The sequence below is a fragment of the Pseudomonas flavescens genome, assembly GCF_013408425.1.
GTDB lineage: Bacteria > Pseudomonadota > Gammaproteobacteria > Pseudomonadales > Pseudomonadaceae > Aquipseudomonas > Aquipseudomonas fulva_A.
Map to the genome: position 1 here is coordinate 1,577,113 of NZ_JACBYV010000001.1, position 23,596 is coordinate 1,600,708.

Annotated in this window: 18 protein-coding genes; 8 read left to right on the top strand and 10 right to left on the bottom strand. The window is 62.9% G+C overall.

What is annotated here, in order from left to right:
• Positions 1-291: 291 nt before the first annotated feature.
• The 3 genes from FHR27_RS06960 to FHR27_RS06970 all read right to left on the bottom strand — a co-directional run bounded on the left by FHR27_RS06960 (position 292) and on the right by FHR27_RS06970 (position 2,781).
• Complete coding sequence (locus tag FHR27_RS06960) at positions 292-543, bottom strand: hypothetical protein (RefSeq protein ID WP_042552669.1); 252 nt, start codon at positions 541-543, stop codon at positions 292-294.
• Positions 544-728: 185 nt separating this feature from the next.
• The gene (locus FHR27_RS06965) at positions 729-2,105 is read right to left on the bottom strand and encodes a GntP family permease (protein WP_042552668.1); all 1,377 of its coding nucleotides are present in this window, start codon (positions 2,103-2,105) and stop codon (positions 729-731) included.
• Between the two features lie 157 nt (positions 2,106-2,262).
• A complete protein-coding gene (locus FHR27_RS06970; protein ID WP_042552667.1) occupies positions 2,263-2,781 on the bottom strand; it encodes a gluconokinase in 519 nt (172 codons plus the stop codon).
• Between the two features lie 191 nt (positions 2,782-2,972).
• On the opposite strand from FHR27_RS06970, the gene FHR27_RS06975 reads away from it, so the two are divergent.
• Positions 2,973-3,998: a LacI family DNA-binding transcriptional regulator gene (locus FHR27_RS06975; protein WP_042552666.1), complete on the top strand. Its 1,026-nt coding sequence runs from the start codon at positions 2,973-2,975 to the stop codon at positions 3,996-3,998.
• Positions 3,999-4,127: 129 nt separating this feature from the next.
• Here FHR27_RS06975 and FHR27_RS06980 read toward each other — a convergent pair whose 3' ends face one another.
• On the bottom strand, positions 4,128-5,144 hold the full coding sequence (locus FHR27_RS06980) for a zinc-dependent alcohol dehydrogenase family protein (protein ID WP_042552665.1): 1,017 nt from the start codon (positions 5,142-5,144) through the stop codon (positions 4,128-4,130).
• Positions 5,145-5,384: 240 nt separating this feature from the next.
• Here FHR27_RS06980 and FHR27_RS06985 point away from each other — a divergent pair, with 240 nt between their 5' ends.
• The 7 genes from FHR27_RS06985 (at position 5,385) to FHR27_RS07015 (ending at position 15,691) form a co-directional block, all read left to right on the top strand.
• The gene (locus tag FHR27_RS06985) at positions 5,385-6,302 is read left to right on the top strand and encodes a LysR family transcriptional regulator (RefSeq protein ID WP_257026846.1); all 918 of its coding nucleotides are present in this window, start codon (positions 5,385-5,387) and stop codon (positions 6,300-6,302) included.
• A 179-nt stretch (positions 6,303-6,481) separates the two neighbouring features.
• Complete coding sequence (gene mexE / locus FHR27_RS06990; protein WP_179538160.1) at positions 6,482-7,714, top strand: multidrug efflux RND transporter periplasmic adaptor subunit MexE; 1,233 nt, start codon at positions 6,482-6,484, stop codon at positions 7,712-7,714.
• 98 nt (positions 7,715-7,812) lie between these two features.
• Positions 7,813-10,986: an efflux RND transporter permease subunit gene (locus FHR27_RS06995; protein ID WP_179538161.1), complete on the top strand. Its 3,174-nt coding sequence runs from the start codon at positions 7,813-7,815 to the stop codon at positions 10,984-10,986.
• Positions 10,983-12,395: an efflux transporter outer membrane subunit gene (locus FHR27_RS07000; protein WP_179538162.1), complete on the top strand. Its 1,413-nt coding sequence runs from the start codon at positions 10,983-10,985 to the stop codon at positions 12,393-12,395. Before FHR27_RS06995 ends, FHR27_RS07000 begins: the two co-directional genes overlap by 4 nt.
• Before the next feature lie 323 nt (positions 12,396-12,718).
• Positions 12,719-13,225, top strand: coding sequence for a disulfide bond formation protein B (locus tag FHR27_RS07005; protein ID WP_052493753.1), 507 nt, complete (start codon positions 12,719-12,721; stop codon positions 13,223-13,225).
• A 7-nt stretch (positions 13,226-13,232) separates the two neighbouring features.
• Positions 13,233-14,534: a glycosyltransferase gene (locus FHR27_RS07010; RefSeq protein ID WP_179538163.1), complete on the top strand. Its 1,302-nt coding sequence runs from the start codon at positions 13,233-13,235 to the stop codon at positions 14,532-14,534.
• A 161-nt stretch (positions 14,535-14,695) separates the two neighbouring features.
• Positions 14,696-15,691 (top strand): TRAP transporter substrate-binding protein, encoded by a 996-nt coding sequence (locus FHR27_RS07015; protein WP_179538164.1) that lies wholly within the window; start codon positions 14,696-14,698, stop codon positions 15,689-15,691.
• 162 nt (positions 15,692-15,853) lie between these two features.
• Here the strand turns inward: FHR27_RS07015 and cysG are convergent, their stop codons facing one another.
• The 6 genes from cysG to ftsK all read right to left on the bottom strand — a co-directional run bounded on the left by cysG (position 15,854) and on the right by ftsK (position 23,426).
• Positions 15,854-17,251, bottom strand: a complete 1,398-nt coding sequence (gene cysG, locus FHR27_RS07020) for a siroheme synthase CysG (protein WP_179538165.1) — start codon at positions 17,249-17,251, stop codon at positions 15,854-15,856.
• Positions 17,252-17,370: 119 nt separating this feature from the next.
• Positions 17,371-18,651 carry a serine--tRNA ligase gene (serS, locus tag FHR27_RS07025; RefSeq protein ID WP_042552658.1) on the bottom strand — a complete coding sequence of 427 codons (1,281 nt, stop codon included), beginning with the start codon at positions 18,649-18,651 and terminating at the stop codon, positions 17,371-17,373.
• A gap of 16 nt (positions 18,652-18,667) precedes the next feature.
• Positions 18,668-19,042, bottom strand: coding sequence for a fluoride efflux transporter CrcB (gene crcB / locus FHR27_RS07030; RefSeq protein ID WP_042552657.1), 375 nt, complete (start codon positions 19,040-19,042; stop codon positions 18,668-18,670).
• Complete coding sequence (locus tag FHR27_RS07035) at positions 19,039-20,364, bottom strand: replication-associated recombination protein A (protein WP_042552656.1); 1,326 nt, start codon at positions 20,362-20,364, stop codon at positions 19,039-19,041. The genes crcB and FHR27_RS07035 overlap by 4 nt, the downstream gene beginning before the upstream one ends.
• Positions 20,365-20,370: 6 nt before the next feature.
• Positions 20,371-20,997, bottom strand: coding sequence for an outer membrane lipoprotein chaperone LolA (gene lolA / locus FHR27_RS07040; protein WP_042552655.1), 627 nt, complete (start codon positions 20,995-20,997; stop codon positions 20,371-20,373).
• Between the two features lie 20 nt (positions 20,998-21,017).
• A complete protein-coding gene (ftsK, locus tag FHR27_RS07045) occupies positions 21,018-23,426 on the bottom strand; it encodes a DNA translocase FtsK (protein WP_042552654.1) in 2,409 nt (802 codons plus the stop codon).
• Positions 23,427-23,596: the final 170 nt, after the last annotated feature.

The following is a 23,596-nucleotide window of genomic DNA, read 5'->3' on the forward strand; positions in this document are numbered from 1 at the left end:
TCTGTTTCATCAACTGTGAGTGCATTGCTTTCCTGCAACAAGGCGCGTGGTGTGAGCCGTGTGATGTCGACGCCGAAAACGAATTCGTTGAATCAAGGCCTAAGATAGCTCATGAAAATTTATGGTATGGCCTGTCGTTTAACATAATATACATTATGCGAACCTAAGGTTTCGCACATCAGAGGCTCTCATCACCAGATTTGGCCTTTCCTCAGTCCAGCGTCAGTGACGACAACGACTGCTGATCGTTGACTGGGACCTTGCTGATGATGAGCCGCTACGTCAGTTCGTTCACTCACGTCCATGATCGAACCAGGCATTCGCCTTGGCGATCACTGCTTTGCGTGCGCTGCCGGGTTCGCTGAATGGACCTGGCACGCTGAGTCGTTTGACCGGCTTGCCTGCGTCGTCGTGAAATGTGGCGATGACCGCTTGTGCGACGCCGCCCGATTCGTTTGCCCAGATGAATTCGAGCTGCACGTTGTGTGTGCCGCTCTTGCTGGTGTGGGTGAATTCCGGGGCTTTGCTGGTGACTGTAGGCATGAAGAACGCTCCGTAGATAATGACGCCTGGCGGCTTCCTGTCGCAGGGTTGCTGGCCGCTTCTTGGCCTCTTGCTCCTCACTGTAGGTTATTGCGCGAATACGTCTAGGCAGTCTGTCCGCAAACCCACCGAAGCTGCGCCGGCAACCATTGCGGTCGTCGGCGAAGCTTCGGTGGCGCCAAGCGCTACAGGATCAGGCTACCGATCACGGCCAGCAGGAATGCGATGCTGCCCAGCAGGGTTTCCATCACTGTCCAGGTCTTGAGGGTGGTTTTCTCGTCCATTTCCAGAAAACGGCTGACCAGCCAGAACCCCGAGTCGTTGACGTGTGAGAGCACCGTGGCACCGCCGGCAATCGCCACCACGATGAAGCACAGGTCGAACTCGCTGAGCCCCGGTGTAGCCGCGACCATGGGCGCTACCAACGCCGCTGTGGTGGTCAGCGCGACGGTAGCCGAACCTTGAGCCACACGCAGTGCTGCGGAGATCACGAAGGCTGCAAGGATCACCGGCATGCCGGTATCCGACAGCGTATCGGCCAGGGCATCGCCGATACCGCTGGTACGCAGCACGCCACCGAACATGCCCCCTGCCCCTGTCACCAGGATGATCGAGCAGATCGGCCCTAGCGCACCCTCACAGACTTTTTCCAGGTGCTTGCTGGTGTGTCGGCCACTGAAGGCGATCAGCGCGAAAAGTACGGTGATCAGCAACGCCACCGGCGTTTTGCCGATCATGCGCAGGAACTGCACCCAGGTGCTGTTGCCGTCGACCGTTCCCATTACGCTGAGGGTGTTGAGACCGGTGTCCAGGAAGATCAGCACCAGCGGCATCAGCAGGATGGTCAGCACCAGCCCGAAGCGCGGCGGCGCTACGCTGTTGTCACGCTCGACATCGGTAAGGAAGCTCGCTGGCAGCTTGAGATTGAAGCGTTTGCCTGCCCAGAGACCGAACAGATAGCCACCGAAGTACCAGGTCGGCAAGGCGATCAGGGTGCCGATGATGACCAGCAAACCGATGTTCGCGCCCAGCAGTTCAGCTGCCGCGACCGGGCCCGGGTGCGGCGGCACCAGAGCATGCATGGCTGCGAAGGCACCTGCGGCCGGCAAGGCGTACGTCAGCGTCGAACCGCCGAAGCGCTTGGCGACGCTGAAGATGATCGGCAGCATGACGATCAGGCCGGCGTCGAAGAAGATCGGGAAGCCGAACAGCAGCGACGCCACACCCAGAGCGAACGGTGCCCGGTGCTCACCGAACTTGTTGATCAGGGTATCTGCCAGCACTTGAGCGCCGCCGGTTATCTCCAGCAGTCGGCCGATCATGGCACCAAGGCCGACCAGCAAGGCCACGGCCGCCAGTGTTGTACCGAAGCCGCCCAGTAGTGTCGGGACGATCTTGTCGAAGGGAATCTGCGTGGCCAGTGCGGTGAAAATGCTCACCACCACGAGTGCCAGAAAGGCATGCAGACGGAAGCGGATGATCATCAGCAGCAGTAGAAGCACTGCGCCTGCCGCGATGGAGAGAAGCGCCCCTGCGCCGAGAGTCGTGGTCACCTCATTCATGATGAGCGCCCTCCTCTGCAACTGCAGCTACTCGGCAAGACCGAGCACGATCATCTTTCAGGGACAGGTAACGGTGAGCTTGATGGATGGTTTTCATATCGTCTCCACTTGTCTTTGTTATGGGAGAAGCGTGGTTGTGTCGCGTTATCTGCGGGTGTTATCGACCGAACGCGCGCCACCAGTCAGCGGCCTGCTGGCCGAGCGTATCGATGGATTGCGTCGCATCGAGGGTCAGTGTCGCGTGCTCGCCGTGTGGCGGTTCTAGGGTCGCGAACTGGCTGTCGATGAGGCTTGCTGGCATGAAGTGACCCGGGCGATCACCCACACGCCTGGCGGCTTCTTCGCGGGTCAGTTCGAGAAACACGAAGCCCAGACCAGGCACGGCTTCGCGCAACCGGTCACGGTACTTGCGCTTGAGGGAGGAACAGGCCAGTAGCGGCCGATCATGGGTTTCGAGGGCGCTGGCCAGCTCCTCACCCAGACGGGTCAGCCAGTCGGCACGGTCCTCATCGGTAAGAGGAATGCCGGCGCTCATCTTCTCGATGTTGGCGGCAGGGTGAAACTGGTCACCTTCGATCAGGTAACCGCCGATCTTTTCGGCGATCGATTCTCCGACGCAGCTCTTGCCGCAACCGGATACGCCCATGACGACCAGGGCGGTTATTGGGTTATTCATCGTGCAACTCCAGCGGAAGACAGCGCTATCTTTGAAGATCGTGAACATCTGCAAGACGGCGGCTTCGAATGTTGTAAGTGTTGTTCGCCAGGTACTGCTGCTCGGGGCCAGTTACGCAATGCACGACATTGCCAAGCCTTCGAGACAGCGCTACCTTAAACATCAATTACTGCCGATGACAAGCCTTTGCAATGAAATCTCCGACGCACAGCAGTTCCCGTACCCTGGGCATGCCCACGCTTGCAGAGGTCGCCGAGCGTGCAGGCGTTTCCACCATCACTGCGTCCCGTGCATTGCGCGGCGTGGCCACGGTAGGTGCTGATCTGGCTGAGCGCGTGCGCAAGGCGGCCGACGAGTTGGGCTACGTGGCGAATCCTGCTGCACGCACCCTGGCATCGGCGCGCAGTACATCCGTGGTGGTGCTCATCCCTTCCCTGTCCAACCAGTTGTTCATCGAACCTCTGGATGCGATTCACGAGGTGATGCGTCCGCGCGGTATCGAGGTGCTGATTGGCGATTACCACTATTCTCGCGATGAGGAAGAACGGCTGGTTCGCAACTACCTGCCGTATCGGCCGATGGGCATGCTGCTGACCGGCTTCGACCGTACCGAAGGCACGCGGCATCTGCTCAGCGCCAGCCGTATTCCCTGCGTGCACATGATGGAATTGAGCAGCGCGCCCGGTATCGCCAGCGTCGGGTTCTCTCAGCAGGCAGCTGGTGAAGCCGTGGCGCAACACCTGCTGCAGCAGGGGCGCAAGCGTCTCGCCTACATCGCCGCCCAGCTGGACCCGCGGGTGATGCAACGTGGTGAGGGGTTTCGGCGCACCCTGCAGGCGGCCGGCGTGTATGACCCGGCGCTGGAACTGCTGCACCCCCTGCCCTCATCCATCGGTTTGGGTGGCCAGCTGTTCAATGAGCTGATGCAGCGCCACCCGGATATCGATGGCATCTTCTTCTGCAATGACGACCTTGCTCAGGGCGCACTGTTCGAGGCGCAGCGCCGTGGTATCGCGGTTCCAGGGCGTGTGGCATTGGTGGGTTTCAACGACCTGCCGGCTTCCGCGCATACCGTGCCAAGGCTGTCGTCGATCCACACGCCGCGCACCGAGGTCGGCCGTGAAGCCGCCAACCTATTGCTGAAAATGCTCGATGGCCGCCCTGCTGCGTCAAGCGTCGATCTCGGCTTCGAGCTGCGGGTGCGTGAAAGCAGCTAGTCGATGAAAGCGTCGCTTCCGGTCATCAAACCGCAATCGATTTTCGACATGCTTCTAGCCTGACACAGGGACGTGTCGCCCCAGAAAAAAGCCCGGTCGGATGCCGGGCTTCTTTCGTTCAGGGTTGGATCACTCCAGTGTCAGCGCGACTCGACCCCGATCCGGGCAGGCTTCCATGTAACGGTGCGCCTCGACGAACTCTTCGAACGGGAAGGTCTTGTCGATGCGCGGCTTGAGCACGCCTTCCGCGGTCAGTTTGTTGATGTGATCGAGCGCCCGCTGTACCGCCGCGCAATCCTGTTCGATCCCCAGTTCCGAGTGCCCGGTGAAGTCCAGTACGCAGTGACGGAAGAACTGCAGGTGCTTCTTGAACGCGGCGCAGGCCGGGAACGCGGTGTCGTTGCCACCGTTGAGGCCATACAGAATCAGCTTGCCGCGGGTGGCCGCAACGTCACCGAGCAGCTTGAGCTGCTGGCCGGCGCAGTGGTCGAGGATCACTTCGGCACCCTTGCCCTCTGTGTAGCGCTCGACCTCGAGGACCAGATCCTGCTCTTCGGTGAAGATGATCTTGTCGGCGCCCAGTTCGCGCAGGAACTCACGGCTGTCCGGCACGCTGGTCGATACGATGACATTGGCGCCCAGCGCCTTGGCAAGCTGTACCGACTGCGGAGCCAGGCAATGGCAAGCCTCGGTGATCAGGACGTGCTGACCGGCCTTGAGCTTGGCCAGGTCGACCATCGCGAAGTAGGCGAACAGCAGGCCGGTGTAGTGCACGCTGGCTTCCTGCGGGCTGAGCACATCCGGGAAACGGGTCAGTGCGAAGCGCGGCACGACCACACGGTCGCCCCAGGTCGGATAGCGATTCGGGGTGCTGGCCGGGAATGCAGCAACCTGTGCGCCGACCTCGAGGTCATCAACGCCCTCGCCCACGGCTTCTACGATACCGGCCAGCTCCGAGCCGACACCTGAAGGTAATTTGGCTTCTTCCGACGCCAGGTTCTGGCGCCACAGTACGTCGCCCCAGCTAACCCCGAGGGCCTGGACGCGTACCAGTACCTCCCCCGCTGCGGGGGTAGGTGTCGGCATTTCTTCGCACTGCAATACGCTGGCGTCGCCGAACTTGTGGAAACGGATCATGCGGGACATCGTCAACCTCAACTGATCGCGGATTGGTTATTCACTGGAGTCGACTTTATCTGCTGACCTTCACGTGCACCACCCGGCCCGATTGATAGTCGTCATGCCTGGCAGTGATATAGGCCACTAGAACGTGTGGATATATCGATGATACCGGTGTCTTTCCCAATTCGCTCAAGTGCTCGTACTATTGGCGGACAAGGCTCTCACTAGCGTCCCGCTCTGGCAAGCCCGCACATTGGTACTTGGATGAACCGCAACGACCTGCGCCGTCTCGATCTCAACCTGCTGATCGTCTTCGAAACGCTCATGCACGAACGCAGCGTGACTCGCGCGGCCGAGAAACTGTTTCTCGGCCAGCCGGCGATCAGCGCCGCATTGTCGCGGTTGCGCACGCTGTTCGATGACCCCTTGTTCGTGCGCACCGGGCGTAGCATGGAGCCCACGGCACGCGCCCAGGAGATCTTCGGCCTGCTCTCGCCTGCGCTGGATTCGATTTCGACGGCAGTCAGCCGTGCTTCGGAATTCGACCCAGCCACCAGCACGGCGGTATTTCGTGTCGGCCTGTCCGACGACGTCGAATTCGCCCTGCTTCCTGCCCTGCTCCGCCGTTTGCGCTCTGAAGCGCCCAATGTGGTGCTGGTGGTGCGCCGTGCCAACTACCTGCTGATGCCCAACCTGCTGGCCTCCGGGGAGATTTCGGTAGGGGTGAGCTACACCGAGGAACTACCGGCCAACGCCAAGCGCAAGACCCTGCGCCGCAGCAAGCCGAAGCTGCTGCGTGCCGATGTCGTGCCCGGGCCGCTGACCCTGGACGACTACTGCGCTCGCCCACATGCCATGGTGTCTTTCGCGGGCGACCTCAATGGTTTCGTCGATGAACAACTGGCGCGCTTGAACCGCAGCCGCAAGGTGGTGCTCGCCGTGCCGCAGTTCAATGGCCTGGGCACCCTGCTGGCGGGCACCGACCTGATCGCCGTGGTGCCCGACTACACCGCCGCCACTCTGACTGCCGCTGGTGGCCTGCGCGCCGAAGACCCACCGTTCGAAAGCGACAGCTTCGAGATGTCCATGGCTTGGCGCGGCGCCCAGGACAACGACCCAGCCGAACGCTGGCTGCGCTCGCGAATCCAGATGTTTTTCGGTGATCCGGACAGCCTCGAATAGCGGCTTTATCTGTATTTAGCGATCTATGCAGTATAGATAGGTAGCTTGCTATTAATATTCCAAATCGTAATATCATCATTCACAGTGATATCTATCTTCGGAGCGTTCGATTCGTTCCTGGATGTTGCTGAGACCAGACTCCGCCTCCATCACTACCAACACCTTGGCGGATCGTAATCATGGAACAGCCCACTACCCGGCTCTGGCCCTTCCCTCTTGCTCTCGCCGCGACGCTGGTGCTCGCCGCTTGCGGCAAGAGCGAGGATGTGGCGCAACAGCAGATGCCCGCGGCGAAAGTCAGCGTGGCCGAAGTCATCGAACAGCCACTCAACGAGTGGGATGAGTTCACCGGTCGCCTCGAGGCCCCTGAATCCGTGCAAGTCCGCCCCCGTGTGTCGGGCTTCGTCGACAAGGTGAGCTTCAATGAAGGCGCCCTGGTGAAGAAAGGCGATCTGCTGTTCCAGATCGATCCGCGCCCCTTCCAGGCCGAAGTCAAACGCCTCGAAGCGCAACTGCAGCAAGCCCGTGCCAATCAGGCTCGTACGGTCAGTGAATCACGCCGTGGCGAACGCCTGCGTGAAGGCAATGCGATCTCCACCGAGCTGGCCGATGCGCGCAAGACCGCAGCCCAGGAGGCCCAGGCCGCCGTGGCCGGGATTCAGGCCGAGCTCGACAACGCCCGCCTGAACCTCAGTTTCACCCGCGTGACCGCGCCTATCGACGGTCGCGTCAGTCGCGCCGAAGTCACTGCCGGCAACCTGGTCACCGCCAGTGAGTCGCTGCTGACTTCGCTGGTGTCCACCGACAAGGTGTATGCCTACTTCGACGCCGACGAGCGTGCCTTTCTCAAGTACACCGAGTTGGCCCGCCAGTCCGGCCACGACAGCCGTGGCAAGAGCCCTGTGTATCTGGGGCTGTCGAACGAAGACGGCAACCCCCATCTGGGCCAGCTGGACTTCCTCGACAACCAGGTCAACCCGCGTACCGGCACCATCCGTGGCCGCGCGGTGTTCGATAACGCAGACGGTCGCTTCACCCCGGGCCTGTATGCGCGTTTGAAACTGGTCGGTAGCGATACCTACGACGCCACCCTGATTCAGGATGTCGCCGTCGGTACCGATCTCGGCAAGAAATTCGTGCTGGTGCTCGGCGCCGACAACAAGGTCGTCTACCGCTCCGTGCAGTTGGGGCCGAAGCTCGAAGGTCTGCGCATCGTCCGTGACGGCCTGGCCAAGGGCGAACGTGTGGTGGTCAACGGTCTGCAGCGGGCGATCCCGGGCAGTACCGTGGATCCGCAGGCCGTGCCGATGGCCGACGAGAAAACCCTTGCGGCTCTGGAACGTCAGCGTCGAGCGGTGGCTTCGGCCCGCGCCGAGCGCAGTGACGAGCCGCTGAAGGTCAGCCTCAAGTAACAACCGACTTCACCCGCTTCTCTCTTACCTGAAATCCTGCTCGCGCCGCTGATGGCGTGGGCAGGCTGGGCTGTGCCCGTCATTCCAAGGACACTCAGATGAACTTTTCCCAGTTCTTCATCCAGCGGCCGATCTTCGCCGCCGTGCTGTCGCTGATCATTCTGATCGGCGGCGCCATCTCGCTGTTCCAGCTGCCGATCAGCGAATACCCGGAAGTGGTGCCGCCCACGGTGGTGGTCACCGCCAACTTCCCGGGTGCCAACCCCAAGGTCATCGGCGAAACCGTGGCCTCGCCGCTGGAGCAAGCCATCGTCGGTGTCGAGGGCATGCTGTACATGTCCTCCCAGGCCAACAATGACGGGCGCATGACGCTGACCATCACCTTTGCCCTGGGTACCAATCTGGATACCGCCCAGGTGCAGGTGCAGAACCGCGTGACGCGCACCATGCCGACCCTGCCCACCGAGGTGCAGCGCCTCGGTGTGACGGTCGACAAGGCTTCGCCGGACATGACCATGGTGGTCCACCTGACGTCGCCGGATAACACCTACGACATGCTCTACCTGTCCAACTACGCCGCGCTGAACATCAAGGACGAGCTGTCGCGCCTGGACGGTGTCGGTGATGTACGGCTGTTCGGGCTGGGTGACTACTCGATGCGCGTCTGGCTCGACCCGGACAAGGTCGCTTCCCGCGGGCTGACTGCCACCGACGTGGTCAACGCCATCCGTGAGCAGAACCGTCAGGTTGCCGCCGGTTCCCTGGGCGCACCGCCCGCCGCGGGTGACAACAGCTTCCAGCTGTCGATCAACGCCCAGGGCCGCCTGGTTACCGAGGAAGAGTTCGAGAACATCGTCATCCGTGCCGGTGAGAATGGCGAGATCACTCGCCTCAAGGACATCGCGCGGATCGAACTGGGCTCCGAGCAGTACGCACTGCGCTCGCTGCTCAACAATCAGCCGGCGGTCGCCATGCCGGTCTTCCAGCGTCCGGGCTCCAACGCCATCGCCATTTCCGATGCGGTGCGTCAGCGCATGGCCGAACTGAAGGAGAGTTTCCCCCAGGGCGTGGACTACGAAATCGTCTACGACCCGACCATCTTCGTACGCGGCTCCATCGAGGCGGTGGTGCACACCCTGCTCGAGGCCATCGTGCTGGTGGTCCTGGTGGTGATCCTGTTCCTGCAGACCTGGCGCGCCTCGATCATTCCCCTGGCCGCCGTGCCGGTGTCGCTGATCGGCACCTTCGCGGTGATGCACATGTTCGGCTTCTCGCTCAACGCCCTGTCGCTGTTCGGCCTGGTGCTGGCCATCGGTATCGTGGTGGACGACGCCATCGTGGTGGTGGAGAACGTCGAGCGCAACATCGGCCTCGGCAAGACGCCGGTCGAAGCCACCAAGCAGGCGATGAAGGAAGTCACCGGCCCCATCGTCGCCACGGCGCTGGTGCTGTGTGCGGTGTTCATCCCTACCGCGTTCATTTCCGGGCTTACCGGACAGTTCTATCAGCAGTTCGCGCTGACCATTGCCATCTCCACGGTGATCTCGGCCTTCAACTCCCTGACCCTGTCGCCGGCCCTGGCTGCCGTACTGCTCAAAGGCCATGACCAGCCGAAGGATCGCTTCTCCCGCGGTCTCGACCGCCTGTTCGGTCGCTGGTTGTTCAACCCCTTCAACCGGGTATTCGACCGAGCCAGCAATGGCTATGTCAGCACCGTACGCCGGGTACTGCGTGGCAGCGGCATCGCGCTGGTGGTGTACGCCGGCTTGATGGGCCTGACCTACCTGGGCTTCGCCAGCACACCGACTGGCTTCGTGCCGCCGCAGGACAAACAGTACCTGGTCGCCTTCGCCCAGTTGCCGGACGCGGCCAGCCTGGATCGCAGCGAAGCGGTGATCAAGCGCATGTCCGACATCGCCTCCAAGCACCCCGGCGTGGCCAACACCGTGGCGTTCCCGGGCCTGTCGATCAACGGCTTCACCAACAGCCCCAACAGCGGCATCGTTTTCGTCACCCTCAAGGGCTTCGACGAGCGCAAGGACCCGTCGCTGAGCGCCAATGCCATCGCCGCCGAACTCAACGGCAAGTTCGCCGATATTCAGGAAGCCTACATCGCCATCTTCCCGCCACCACCGGTGATGGGCCTTGGCACCATTGGCGGCTTCCGCGTACAGGTTCAGGACCGCGCCAACCTGGGCTACGACGAGCTGTACAAACAGACCCAGAACATCATCGCCAAGAGCCAGCAGGTGCCGGAACTGGCCGGGTTGTTCACCAGCTATCAGGTCAACGTGCCGCAGGTGGAAGCCAGCATCGACCGTGAGAAGGCCAAGACCCACGGCGTGGACATCGATCAGATCTTCGACACCATGCAGGTCTACCTGGGCTCGCTGTACGCCAACGACTTCAACCGTTTCGGGCGTACCTATCAGGTCAACGTCCAGGCAGACCAGCAGTTCCGTCTTGAGGCCGATCAGATCGGTCAGTTGAAGGTGCGCAACAACCGTGGCGAGATGATCCCGCTGTCGACCTTCGTGAAGGTCAGCGACAGTGCCGGCCCTGATCGGGTCATGCACTACAACGGCTTCATCACCGCGGAAATCAACGGTGCGGCAGCGCCCGGCTACAGTTCCGGCCAGGCCGAAGCGGCGATGGCCAAGCTGTTGAAGGAAGAGCTGCCCAACGGCATGAGCTTCGAGTGGACCGAGCTGACCTATCAGCAGATCCTCGCCGGCAACACCGCGCTGTTCGTGTTCCCGCTCTGCGTCTTGCTGGCCTTCCTGGTGCTGGCCGCTCAGTACGAAAGCTGGAGCCTGCCGCTGGCGGTGATCCTGATCGTACCGATGACGCTGCTGTCGGCGATCACCGGGGTGATTCTGGCAGGCGGTGACAACAACATCTTCACCCAGATCGGATTGATCGTACTGGTGGGATTGGCGTGCAAGAACGCCATCCTCATCGTCGAATTCGCCAAGGAGCAACAAGAGCATGGCCTCGATCGCGTCGCCGCGGTGCTGGAAGCCTGCCGCCTGCGCTTGCGGCCAATCCTGATGACTAGCTTCGCCTTCATCATGGGCGTGGTGCCGCTGGTACTGTCGAGCGGCGCGGGTGCGGAAATGCGTCATGCCATGGGTGTTGCGGTGTTCAGCGGCATGCTCGGGGTGACCTTCTTCGGCCTGCTGCTGACGCCGGTGTTCTACGTGCTGATTCGGGCGTTCGTGGAAAAGCGCGAAGCCCGCAAGGCAGCCCGTCTGCAGGAGGTGCAGGCATGAAATCGCTGATCGATAAGGTGCCGCGCAGCCTGCTGCTCAGCGCCCTGACGCTTGCCCTGAGTGCCTGTGCGGTCGGCCCGGATTATCGGGCACCGGACAGCGCCGCCGTGACCTCGGCGCAGAGCGCCGGTGGCGGCTATGACACCAGCCGTTTCGAAACCCAATGGTGGCAGCAGTTCGAAGATCCGACCCTGAGCCAACTGGTGCAGCAGTCGCAGCAGGACAACCGCGAACTGCGCGTGGCTTATGCCCGACTGCGCGCCGCCCGGTCCATCCGTGACGATGTCGCCAATGACCGGCTGCCTACCGTGACCAGCCGAGCCAGCAGCGAAATCGGCAAGGCCCAGCAACCTGGGGTGACCGAGGAACGCGTCAATGCCGAGCGCTATGACCTGGGCCTGGACATGGCCTGGGAACTCGATCTGTTCGGCCGAATTCAGCGACAGCTGGAAGCCAGCGAGGCGCAGATCGATGTCGCCCAGGCCGACTATCAGCAACTGCAGGTCAGCCTGATCGCCGAGCTGGTGGATGCCTACGGCACGCTGCGTGGCGCGCAACTGCGTGAACGTATCGCCCGTGACGACCTGGACAACCAGCGCTCGTCGCGGGACATCATCGAGCGACGTCGCGAAGTGGGTATGGGCAGCGAACTGGACGTGCTGCGTTCCGACGCCCGCCTGGCTGCCACCGAGGCCACGGTACCGCGCCTGCAGGCCGAGCAGGTGCGGGCTCGCAACCGCATCGCCACCCTGCTCGGCCAGCGGCCTGATCAGCTCAGCGTCGACCTGGCGCCGCGGCCTCTACCCGCCATATCCAAGGCGCTGCCGATTGGCGACCCTGGCGAGTTGCTGCGTCGCCGCCCGGACATTCGTGCTGCCGAGCGCGAGCTGGCCGCCGCGACCGCCCAGGTTGGCGTGGCCACGGCCGATCTGTTCCCACGGGTCAGCCTGTCCGGCTTCCTCGGTTTCACCGCAGGCCGTGGCTCGCAGTTGGGCTCATCGGCGGCGCGCGCCTGGAGCGTGGCCCCGACGATCAGCTGGGCCGCCTTCGATCTGGGCAGCGTTCGCGCTCGTTTGCGCGGTGCCGAAGCCGATGCCGATGGGGCACTGGCCGGTTACGAGCAGCAGGTGTTGCTGGCCTTGGAAGAGTCCGAGAACGCCTTCAGCGATTACGGCAAACGCCAGGAACGCCTGCTCGCATTGGTGCGTCAGTCGGAGGCCAGCCGTGCCGCGGCAGCCCAGGCCGGTTTGCAGTACCGCGAAGGTACGGCTGACTTCCTGGTGCTGCTCGACGCCGAACGCGAGCGGCTGGCTGCCGAAGACAGCCAGGCTCAGGCCGAGGTCGAGCTGTACCAGGGCATCGTCGCCATCTACAAGGCGCTGGGTGGAGGTTGGCAGCCGGCGTCCTGAAGACTCATTTCCCTCCCGGCCGCGTCGTCGGCCCTTGCAGCCCCACGCAGATGCCCCTCTGCGTGGGGATTTTTTTGGATGCTTGAAAGCGCGTGCACTGTTGTTGTGGGAACGGGCCATGCCCGTGATTTCGCGCGCATGGACTAGGCGTCCCCGCGCGCTCCCACAAATAGTGGTCAGGCATGGCCTTAAGCTGCCCCCCATCCATGCCCGCAAAAAATGATGGTTTTCATCGGAATCCTCGATTGCCGCGCACGCCACCTTCCGGTACAAACGGCAGCTTGTCGCCGTGGCCCGGCCGTCCCGTCTCGTTGGAGAAGTTCATGTCCCGCTCTACCACGCCCGCCCCGCTACTGCTCGTGATCGCTCTGGCCAGCGCCGCCATGCTCGCCGGCGCGCTGATCGCGCAACACGTCTTTGGCTGGGAGCCTTGCACGCTGTGCGTGCAGATCCGTCTGTGGCTGGCCCTGACCACCGTCATCGCCCTGCTGCTCAGCGCCGCCGCAGCGGCCCGGCAGACCTGGCTGGCGGTGCTGCTGTGGCCGCTGCTGCTCGCCGCCAGCGGCATGGCGCTGATCGACAACGCCCACGTCACGCTCATCGAGCTGGGCGTCATGGAGAGCTTCAGCTGCTCGCCCTTCCCCTTCTACTACCAGACCCTGCCTCTGCACGAGTACTGGCCGGGCGTGTTCATGAGCGGTGGCATCTGCGGGCAGAACGATTACAAGATTCTCGGCCTGCCCTTCACCGTCTGGACCCTGGCAAGCATCGCCGCGCTGTTCGCGCTGGTGCTGTTCACCCTGTGGCGCAGCATCCGCGGCAAACGCTGAGCCCGGTATGCGCAAGGTATTGGTCATTGGCTACGTCTGGCCGGAACCCCGTTCGTCCGCAGCGGGCAGCCGCATGCTCGAACTGCTCGGCGTGTTTCGCGGCCAGGGCTGGCAGGTCACCTTCGCCAGTGCTGCGGCGCTGTCTTCGCACCGCGCAGACCTGAGCGAGTTGCAGATCGCCGAAGTGGCCGTTGCCCTGAACTGCGACAGCTTCGATAACCTCGTCGCCAAACTGCAGCCGGATCTGGTGCTGTTCGACCGTTTCTTCACCGAAGAGCAATTCGCCTGGCGTGTCGAGCGCGCCTGGCCGCAGGCCCTGCGGGTCCTCGACACCAGCGACCTGCACTGCCTGCGCGATGCCCGTCACGGCTTGCTCAAGGCCAGCCAGCTGGCCTGTTCGAACGAAGCCGAGCGGCAGCAGGTCGGCCCGGTGCACGCCACTGCACGGCAGTTGTACGCGGCCATGGCGGACGGCGACATGGCGCAGCGGGAAATCGCGTCGATCTACCGTTGCGACCTGACGCTGATGATTTCCGAATTCGAGATGAGCCTGTTGCAGGAACAGTTCAAGGTGCCGGCAGCCCTGCTGCACGATTGTGCGTTGATGCTGATTCCGCCTGCGCTCGAGAAGCTGCCATTTGCCGAGCGGCAGCACTTTCTGAGCATCGGCAACTTCCGCCACGCGCCAAACTGGGATGCCGTGCTGTGGCTCAAGCATGGTCTGTGGCCATCGATCCGCGCGCGCCTGCCCCAGGCGCAGCTGCACGTGTACGGCGCCTACCCGCCGCCGAAGGCCACGGCACTGCACAACCCCAAACAGGGTTTTCATGTACTCGGCTGGGTCGACGATGCTCACCAGGTGATGGCTCAGGCGAGGATCTGTCTGGCCCCCCTGCGCTTCGGCGCCGGGATCAAGGGCAAACTGGCCGATGCCATGGCCTGCGGCACGCCCAGCGTGACCACGCCAATCGGTAGCGAAGGCATGCATGGCGAGCTGTCGTGGCCCGGTAGCATCGCGACCGACGCCAACTCATTCGCCGATGCGGCGGTGCAGCTGTACGCGGACGAAACGCGCTGGCTCGACGCGCAGCGGCAGGGATATGCCCTGCTCGACGCGCGCTTCGATCGCCCTCTGCTCGGCGAAGCGCTGGTGACCCGCCTGAATCGGCTGTTCGCGACCCGAGAGCAACATCGTCAGAGCAATTTCGTGGGGGCCATGCTGCGTCACCATCAGCACAAGAGCACCCAGTACATGTCCCAGTGGATCGCAGCCAAGAATGCGGCTATACCGGTAAAAGCAGACGTTTGACGGCAATCTGCCCGTCTTCCTTCCGCTCCTCGGACGGATGTCACAAATAGGACGCTGCGTTTGCAGTAGACTCCGCGAACAACCGTTCCCGGTTCTAGCACGGACGCTCACGCCAACCGGCGTCCGACCTGAAAATAGTCGATAAGAATAAGGTCACCCGCATGTTCAAAAAGATCGCCGTTGCGGCCGCCTGCGCCCTGACGCTCACCTCCTACACTGCCCATGCCCAAGAAGCCACATTGGTGATCAAGCTCTCCCATGTGGTGGCTGACGACACGCCAAAAGGCCAGGGAGCGTTGATGTTTCAGCGCCTGGTCGACCAGCGCCTGGAAGGCAAGGTCAAGGTCGAGGTCTACCCCAACTCGTCCCTGTATGGCGACGCCAACGAGCTGGAAGCGCTGCGCAACAACGACGTGCAGATGCTGGCCCCGTCGCTGGCCAAGTTCGACAAGTACACCAAGCAGCTTCAGGTGTTCGACCTGCCGTTCATGTTCGACGACCTGGAAGCGGTCAACCGCTTTCAGAAGCGCGCCAAGGGCCGCCAGCTACTGCGCTCGATGGAAGATCAGAACATCGTGGGTCTGGCCTATTGGCACAACGGCATGAAGCAGATGTCGGCAACCAAGGCCCTGCGCCTGCCGACCGATGCCTCGGGCCTGACCTTCCGGATCCAGAACTCCAATGTACTCGACGCGCAGTTCGCCCAGCTGGGCGCCAAATCGGCGAAGCTGCCGTTCGCCGAGGTCTACAAGGCGCTGCAGAGCGGTCAGGTACAGGGTGCCGAGAACCCCTGGTCGAACCTCTACAGCCAGCGCCTGCACGAAGTTCAGCCGTTCATCACCGAGACCAATCACGGTGTGCTCGACTACATGCTGATCAGCAATGCGCGCTTCTGGTACGGCATTCCCCACCAGATTCGCACCGAGCTCGAAGCCATCATCGACGAGGTTACCTACGCGGTGAATCGCCAGGCAGAAGAAGCCAACCTGGCCGATCGCCGTCGCATCGAGGCCTCCGGCAAGAGCCAGATCATCACCCTCACGCCGGAACAGCGTGAAGCCTGGCGCGAAGCCATGCGCCCGGTATGGCAGCAGTTCGAAGGCGAGATCGGCAGCGACGTGATCAAGGCGGCGCAGTTGGTCAACCGCAAGCATTGATCCCTTTGCCTGTGGCGTGCATGGGGCGCAGCGAACCCCGGAAACCATCACTCCAGGGTGGCTCGCTCTCGTCGCCCGGCGTTGAGCGTGGCGTTACCCGGGAAGGGTCGACCGGAGTACAGCCACGCTCGACCACAGGCTACCGGTAAGCGGCACACGACGCTATCGAGCCGTGTCCTGGGCGCCCTCGAACCAGGCCAGTTTTTCCCGCAACTGCACCACTTCGCCGACGATCACCAGCGTGGGCGCGTGCACCTCGTGGCGTGCGACCAGGTCGGGCAGATTGGCCAGGGTGCCGGTAAATACCCGCTGATTTTCCGTGGTGCCCTGCTGCACCAGTGCTGCCGGTGTGCTCGCGGCACGGCCGTGGGCGACCAGTTGCTGGCAGATGGTCGGCAGGCCGACCAGGCCCATGTAGAACACCAGGGTCTGACTGGGCGCGATCAGCTCCGACCAGGGCAGGTCGGCGCTGCCGTCCTTGAGGTGGCCGGTGACGAATCGCACCGATTGCGCGTGATCGCGATGGGTCAGCGGAATGCCCGCATACGCGGAGCAGCCGCTGGCCGCGGTGATCCCCGGTACCACCTGGAAGGGAATGCCATGGGCGGCCAGTTGCTCGATCTCTTCGCCACCCCGGCCGAAGATGAACGGATCTCCGCCCTTGAGGCGCAGCACGCGCTTGCCGGCCTTGGCCAGGTCGATCAGGCGCTGGTTGATCTGTTCCTGAGGAACGGCGTGATCGGCGCGACGCTTGCCAACGTAGATGCGTTCGGCATCGCGGCGGCACAGTTCGATGATCGCAGGAGCGACCAGGCGATCGTAGAGCACCACATCGGCTTGCTGCATCAGGCGCAGGGCGCGGAAGGTCAGCAGATCGGGATCGCCCGGGCCTGCACCGACCAGATACACCTCACCCAGCGCCCGAGGCGCGGCACCACTGACCTTGTCCTCCAGCAGGCGGCGGGCTTCGCCTAGTTTGCCGGCGAACACGCTTTCCGCGATCGACCCCTGAAATACGTCTTCCCAGAACACCCGGCGCTGCTGCACGTCGGGAAACAGGCTCTTGACCTGTGCCCGGAAGACTTTAGCCAGACCGGCCAGCTGACCGTAGGTAGCCGGAATCCAGGTTTCGATCTTGGCGCGAATCAGCCGGGCCAGCACTGGCGCATCACCGCCGCTGCTGACCGCAACGATCAATGGCGAGCGGTCGACGATGGCAGGAAAGATCACGCTGCACTGCGCAGGTGCATCCACCACGTTGACCGGCAGGCCGATGGCCTGAGCCTGTTGGGATACCTGGGCATTCAGGGCTTCGTCATCGGTCGCGGCAATCACCAGCGATACGCCGCTCAGATCGTCGGGCTGGTAGTTGCGCAGGCGCAACTCGCCCGTGCCCTGCTCCACCAGTTCGCGCAGCTCACTGCCCACCTCGGGCGAGACTACGCGCAGACAGGCCCCGGCATCGGCCAGCAGGCGCGCCTTGCGCAGGGCGATCTCGCCGCCGCCGATCACCAGCACGCGGCGATCCTGCAGTTTGTGGAACAGGGGAAGAAAGTCCATGACGATGCCCATTGCGGTCGCTCGCAAGCGACGTGTTGAAAATGGCGACCCCGAGACTCAGCTCGGGGCCTGAAATACTATGCCAAGCGGCACCTTGAGGTGCCGCCGTTGCGCATGGATCAGCCGATCACTTCGATACCACCCATGTAGGGCTTGAGCACCTCGGGAACACGAATGCTGCCGTCGGCCTGCTGGTAGTTCTCCAGTACCGCCACCAGGGTACGGCCCACCGCCAGGCCGGAGCCGTTGAGGGTGTGCAGCAGTTCCGGCTTGCCGGTTTCCGGGTTGCGATAGCGCGCCTGCATGCGGCGGGCCTGGAAGTCGCCACAGTTGGAGCAGGACGAAATCTCGCGGTACTTGTCCTGGCTCGGCACCCAGACCTCCAGGTCGTAGGTCTTGGTTGCACTGAAACCCATGTCGCCGGTGCACAGGGCAAGGACGCGGTACGGCAGTTCGAGCAGCTGCAGAACCTTTTCGGCATGGCCGGTCAGTTCCTCGAGCGCCTCGAAGGACTTGCCCGGCTCGACCACGTGGACCATTTCGACCTTGTCGAACTGGTGCTGGCGGATCATGCCGCGGGTATCACGGCCCGATGCACCGGCCTCGCTGCGGAAGCACGGCGTGTGCGCGACGAACTTCAGCGGCAGTTGCTTGGCATCGACGATCTCGCCGGCCACGATATTGGTCAGCGACACTTCGGCGGTCGGAATCAGATAGAAGTCGGCCTCGCCTTCGCGGCTGATCTTGAACAGGTCTTCCTCGAACTTCGGCAGCTGACCCGTGCCCTGCAGTGCCGGGGCCTGCACCAGATAAGGCGTATAGGCTTCTTCGTAACCGTGCTCGGCGGTGTGCAGGTTGATCATGAACTGCGCCAGAGCGCGGTGCAGGCGGGCGATCGGGCCACGCAGCAAGGCAAAGCGCGCACCGGACAGCTTGGCGGCGGTTTCGAAATCCAGCCAGCCGTGCTGCTCGCCAAGGCTGACGTGATCCTGCACGGTGAAGTCGAAGGCCTTCGGCGTGCCCCAGCGGCGTACTTCGACGTTGTCGTCTTCGTCGGCACCGACCGGCACCGAATCGTCCGGCAGGTTGGGAATGCTCAGCAGCAGGTTGTCCAGCTCGACCTGGATGGCGTCCAGCTCGCGCTTGCCCTCTTCCAGATCGCTGCCCATGCGGTCGACCTCGGCCAGCAACGGCGCGATGTCTTCACCGCGTTGCTTGGCCTGGCCGATGGACTTGGATCGACTGTTGCGCTCTGCCTGCAATTGCTCGGTACGGGTCTGAACGGACTTGCGCTGAGCCTCGAGGGCTTCAACGCGGGTCACGTCCAGTTCATAGCCACGGGTGGCCAGGCGCTGGGCAATTTCGTGCAGTTGGCTGCGCACCAGTTTGGAATCGAGCATTTCAGGTTCTCGTCGATCAGATTTTGGTTAGCGAAAGGCCTGCCCAGGTAGCGAGCAGGCCGCCCAGTACACTTACCGCCACATAGCCAAGGGCCAATGGCGCCTGGCTGCTTTCCAGCAGGCGCAGGGTGTCCAGGGAAAATGAAGAAAATGTCGTGAAGCCGCCCAGCACGCCGACGATCAACCCTGCGCGGATCGGCAGTGGCACCTCGGGGCGTAGCATGAACAGACCGTAGAGTACCCCGATCAGCAGGCAGCCGACGAGGTTCACCAGCAAGGTTGCCGCATAGAAATGCTGCGGCCAGTGGGCATTGACCCAGTTACCCGCGGCAAAACGCGCCAGGGTGCCGAGGGCGCCGCCAACGGCGACGGCGAAAATGGTCACCATCATGGCTTTCTGCGCTGCCGCGGGCTGTTGGCGTCCTGATCGGCCAGATGGGCGAGCTTGTCGCGAATCTTCAGCTCCAGGCCACGTGGCACCGGCTGATAATAGCGGCGCGGTTCGATGTCTTCGGGAAAGTAGTCTTCGCCAGCCGCGTAGGCTTCGGGCTCGTCATGGGCGTAGCGGTATTCGTCGCCATAGCCGAGCTGCTTCATCAGTTTGGTCGGCGCATTGCGCAAGTGCAGCGGCACTTCACGCGAGCCGTTTTCGGCGACATCGCGCATGGCGGCCTTGAAGGCGCTGTACACGGCATTGCTCTTCGGCGCGCAGGCCAGGTAGACGATGGCCTGGGCCACGGCCAGCTCGCCTTCGGGGCTGCCGAGGCGTTCCTGGACGTCCCAGGCATTCAGGCACAGGGTCAGTGCGCGGGGGTCGGCATTGCCGATGTCCTCGCTGGCCATGCGCACCACGCGCCGGGCGATGTACAGCGGATCACAACCGCCATCGAGCATGCGTGCGAACCAGTACAGGGCCCCGTCCGGGCTGGAGCCGCGCACCGACTTGTGCAGCGCGGAAATCTGGTCGTAAAAGGCTTCGCCGCCCTTGTCGAACCGCCGCCGGGTATCGCCAAGCAGGTCGAGCAGCAATTCGGTGCTGATCTCACCGCCGTCATCGGCCAGGTCGGCAGCGTTCTCGAGAAAGTTGAGGAAGCGTCGGCCGTCACCGTCCGCCGCGCTCTTGAGAATGTCGAAGCTGTCGTCCGGCAGCTTCAGTTGTCGCTCGCCCAGCCCTTTGGCCTCGCTCAGCGCGCGGTCGACCAGCTTGCGCAGCGCCGCGTCATCCAGACTCTTGAGAACGTAGACGCGCGCGCGGGACAGCAAGGCGTTGTTGAGTTCGAACGAAGGGTTTTCCGTGGTCGCGCCGATGAAGATCAGCGTGCCGTCTTCCACGTAAGGCAGGAAGGCATCCTGCTGCGACTTGTTGAAACGATGCACTTCGTCGACGAACAGAATGGTGCGGCGGCCATACTGGGCGGCGTGCTGCTGGGCGACCTCGACGGCCTGACGAATCTCCTTGACCCCGGACAGCACCGCGGAAATGGTCTCGAAATGCGCATCGGTGACCTGTGCCAGCAAGCGTGCCAGGGTAGTCTTGCCGACGCCGGGTGGGCCCCAGAAGATCATCGAGTGCAAGGCGCCCTGCTCCAGCGCTTCGCGCAGCGGCTTGCCGCGGGCCAGCAGATGCTCCTGACCAACGTATTCGTCCAGCGTGGTCGCCCTCAGACGGGCGGCCAGTGGCTGGGCGACGGGCGCACTGCGAAACAGATCCACGACTACCTACTCTTGAATGACGTCCGCGCCCTCGGGGATTTCGAAGCTGAACTGCTTGTCATCCAGAGGCTCGTTCATCTTCACGCTCATGAACAGAATGTTGGTGCGCTGGCCAATGCTGTCGATCAATTGCATGTCGTTCAGCACACCGTTGCGGAACGACAGGCGCAGGCTGTCGAACAAGGTGTCCTTGGACTTCGGCTTGAGGATGAAGTCCACCACGCTGCCGCCTTCCTTGAAGGTGATCTCGAAGTTCTCGCGGATCTGCGACACATCACCGGAGAGCAACAGCGCCGGTGTGTGGGTCAGGCGCTGGTCGAGGGACTGGATGGTCACCTGCTCGAGATCCGGGTCGTACAGCCACACCTGCTTGCCGTCGGAAACCAGCAATTGCTCCATCGGCTCGTCGGTGTGCCAGCGGAACAGCCCCGGTCGCTTGAGGGCCAGCTCGCCGGAAGTTTCCTGCAGCTGGGTGCCGCTGCCGTCGAGGGACAGCTGGGAGAAGCGCGCGGTAATGGTCTGCGCCTGGTTGAGCAACTGGGTCAGGCGCTGTACAGCGGCTTCATCGTCAGCATGGGCGAACAGGCTCGCGGTACTCAGCACGGCGAGCAACATCAGGCGAATCAGGCGCATGTGAATCCTCTGTCAGGGTGTTAGTCGCGGTTCTGCCCGGGTGCGATGACCTCGCGCGAACCGTTGGTATTCATCGGCGTTACCACGCCGGCCATTTCCATGGCTTCGATCATGCGGGCGGCGCGGTTGTAGCCGATTTTCAGCTTGCGCTGCACCGAGGAGATGGACGCGCGGCGGCTTTCCAGCACGAAATTGACCGCTTCGTCGTACAGTGGATCCGACTCGCTGTCGTCGCCACCGTCGGAGCCACCGCCACCACCGTCGAAGCCACCACCGCCCTCTTCGGAGCCGGCCAGGATGTCTTCGTTGTAGTCCGGTGCGCCACGCAGCTTCCAGGCTTCGACCACACGGTGCACCTCGTCGTCGGAGACGAAGGCGCCGTGCACGCGAATCGGCAGGCTGGTGCCTGGCGGCATGTAGAGCATGTCACCGTGGCCGAGCAGCTGTTCGGCACCGCCCTGGTCGATGATGGTGCGCGAGTCGATCTTGCTCGATACCTGGAAGGCCATACGGGTGGGAATGTTGGCCTTGATCAGACCGGTGATCACGTCCACCGACGGCCGCTGGGTAGCGAGAATCAGGTGGATGCCCGCCGCCCGTGCCTTCTGGGCGATACGTGCGATCAGCTCTTCGACCTTCTTGCCGACGATCATCATCATGTCGGCGAATTCGTCCACGACGACGACGATGGTCGGCAGCGTTTTCAGCAGCGGCGCTTCGTCTTCCATGCTTTCGCGGCGATACAGGGGATCGGACAGCGGCTCACCCGCCTCGATGGCATCCTTCACCTTGCGGTTGAAGCCTGCCAGGTTACGCACGCCCATCTTCGACATCAGCTTGTAGCGGCGCTCCATCTCGGCAACGCTCCAGCGCAGCGCGTTGGCCGCCTCCTTCATGTCGGTGACGACCGGGCAGAGCAGATGGGGAATGCCTTCGTAGATCGACAACTCGAGCATTTTCGGGTCGATCATGATCATCTTGGCGTCTTCCGGCCCCGATTTGAACAGGATCGACAGAATCATCGCGTTGACGCCCACCGACTTACCGGAACCGGTGGTACCGGCGACCAGCAGGTGGGGCATTTTCGCCAGGTCGGTGATCACCGGCTTGCCGCCGATATCGTGACCCAGGGCCAGGGTGACCGGCGATTTGGCGTCGTCGTATTCGGGGGTCGACAGCACCTCGGAGAAACGCACGATCTGCCGGTTCTCGTTGGGGATTTCGATACCCACGGTGGTCTTGCCGGGAATCACTTCGACCACACGCACGCTGGTCACCGCCAGCGAGCGCGCCAGGTCCTTGGCCAGGTTGGCGATTCGGCTGACCTTGACGCCAGCGGCGGGTTGAATCTCGTAGCGGGTGATCACCGGGCCGGGATGGATCGAATCGACCGACACCTCGACACCGAATTCCTTGAGCTTGATCTCCAGCAGGTGCCCGACACCCGCCAGGGACTCTGGCGAGTACTCGATCTTCTTGGCTTCTGCGGGGTCGAGCAGCGAGATTGGCGGCAGCGTGCCTTCCACGGCGCTGTCGACGAACAGCGGCGCCTGTTTCTCCTTCTGCACCCGTTTGCTCGGCTCGGGCGCCTTGGGCGCGGCCGGAGCGGTAATCACCGGAGCGGGACGGCTTTCCCGTTCGCTCATGTGCTTGTTGAGCGACTCTTCACGCTCGATCAGGCGTTCCTTGACCTTGGCCTGCTCGCGACGATCACGCACCACCGGGGCCGCCACGTCGTGAACGCGCTCGTCCACTTCACGCAGTTGCGCAACCAGTTGCTTGCGGTCTTGGCGCGAGCTCCACCAGCGGTTGACCACGCTCTGCACCAGCTCCAGCAGATCCAGGGTGATCTTGCCGGTAAGGTCCATGACCTTGAACCAGGAAAGGTCGGTGAACACGGTCAGGCCGAACAGGAACAGAGCGATGAACAGCAGCGTACTGCCCTGCACGTTCAAGGCCGCGACGGTCAGTTGGCCGAGGCTTTCACCCAGCGCACCGCCTGCCGATGCCGGCATGCCTGCGCTGCTCTGGAAGTGGATATAGGCCAGTGCTGCGCCCGACAACACCAGGAACACCAGGCCGATCAGGCGCCAGGAGAACAGCCAGCCGCTCCAGTGCCAGGGTTCGTGACGGGCACGGAAGACCTGCAGCGCCTTTATGCCGAGCAATAACGGGAAGAGATAGGCGAAATAACCGAGGGCCATGAACAGCACATCGGCGAACCAGGCGCCGGCACGACCAGCGGCGTTGTGCACCTGCTCGACGTTGCTGGTATGGGTCCAGCCCGGGTCGGCCGGATCGTAGGTGAGCAGCGCCATCCACACATAGAGGCACAAGGCCCCAAGGGCGATCAGCGCACCCTCCTTGAGGCGGTACGGCAGTTGCTGACGCCAGGCCGGCGCCGGTGCTGTAGAGCTAGAATTCTTCAAAACGCATTTGTTCCTGCGCCAGTAGCGCGCCGCATGATCGGTAGAGGACGAAACGTCGCCATTGTACGGCATGCCGCACCGCTGATGGGGGCTGATCGCCCCACCCCGCTCCCGCTAGCTTCGTGCTTCGGTGTAGCATAGCGGCCACTATTCGTCCGTGCGGCTCAATT

Excerpts from the sequence above, each read along its gene's own strand:
- FHR27_RS06960 (WP_042552669.1), bottom strand. The coding sequence starts at position 543 with ATGCCTACAGTCACCAGCAAAGCCCCGGAATTCACCCACACCAGCAAG.
- FHR27_RS06965 (WP_042552668.1), bottom strand. The coding sequence starts at position 2,105 with ATGAATGAGGTGACCACGACTCTCGGCGCAGGGGCGCTTCTCTCCATC.
- FHR27_RS06970 (WP_042552667.1), bottom strand. The coding sequence starts at position 2,781 with ATGAATAACCCAATAACCGCCCTGGTCGTCATGGGCGTATCCGGTTGC.
- FHR27_RS06975 (WP_042552666.1), top strand. The coding sequence starts at position 2,973 with ATGAAATCTCCGACGCACAGCAGTTCCCGTACCCTGGGCATGCCCACG.
- FHR27_RS06980 (WP_042552665.1), bottom strand. The coding sequence starts at position 5,144 with ATGTCCCGCATGATCCGTTTCCACAAGTTCGGCGACGCCAGCGTATTG.
- FHR27_RS06985 (WP_257026846.1), top strand. The coding sequence starts at position 5,385 with ATGAACCGCAACGACCTGCGCCGTCTCGATCTCAACCTGCTGATCGTC.
- mexE (WP_179538160.1), top strand. The coding sequence starts at position 6,482 with ATGGAACAGCCCACTACCCGGCTCTGGCCCTTCCCTCTTGCTCTCGCC.
- FHR27_RS06995 (WP_179538161.1), top strand. The coding sequence starts at position 7,813 with ATGAACTTTTCCCAGTTCTTCATCCAGCGGCCGATCTTCGCCGCCGTG.
- FHR27_RS07000 (WP_179538162.1), top strand. The coding sequence starts at position 10,983 with ATGAAATCGCTGATCGATAAGGTGCCGCGCAGCCTGCTGCTCAGCGCC.
- FHR27_RS07005 (WP_052493753.1), top strand. The coding sequence starts at position 12,719 with ATGTCCCGCTCTACCACGCCCGCCCCGCTACTGCTCGTGATCGCTCTG.
- FHR27_RS07010 (WP_179538163.1), top strand. The coding sequence starts at position 13,233 with ATGCGCAAGGTATTGGTCATTGGCTACGTCTGGCCGGAACCCCGTTCG.
- FHR27_RS07015 (WP_179538164.1), top strand. The coding sequence starts at position 14,696 with ATGTTCAAAAAGATCGCCGTTGCGGCCGCCTGCGCCCTGACGCTCACC.
- cysG (WP_179538165.1), bottom strand. The coding sequence starts at position 17,251 with ATGGACTTTCTTCCCCTGTTCCACAAACTGCAGGATCGCCGCGTGCTG.
- serS (WP_042552658.1), bottom strand. The coding sequence starts at position 18,651 with ATGCTCGATTCCAAACTGGTGCGCAGCCAACTGCACGAAATTGCCCAG.
- crcB (WP_042552657.1), bottom strand. The coding sequence starts at position 19,042 with ATGATGGTGACCATTTTCGCCGTCGCCGTTGGCGGCGCCCTCGGCACC.
- lolA (WP_042552655.1), bottom strand. The coding sequence starts at position 20,997 with ATGCGCCTGATTCGCCTGATGTTGCTCGCCGTGCTGAGTACCGCGAGC.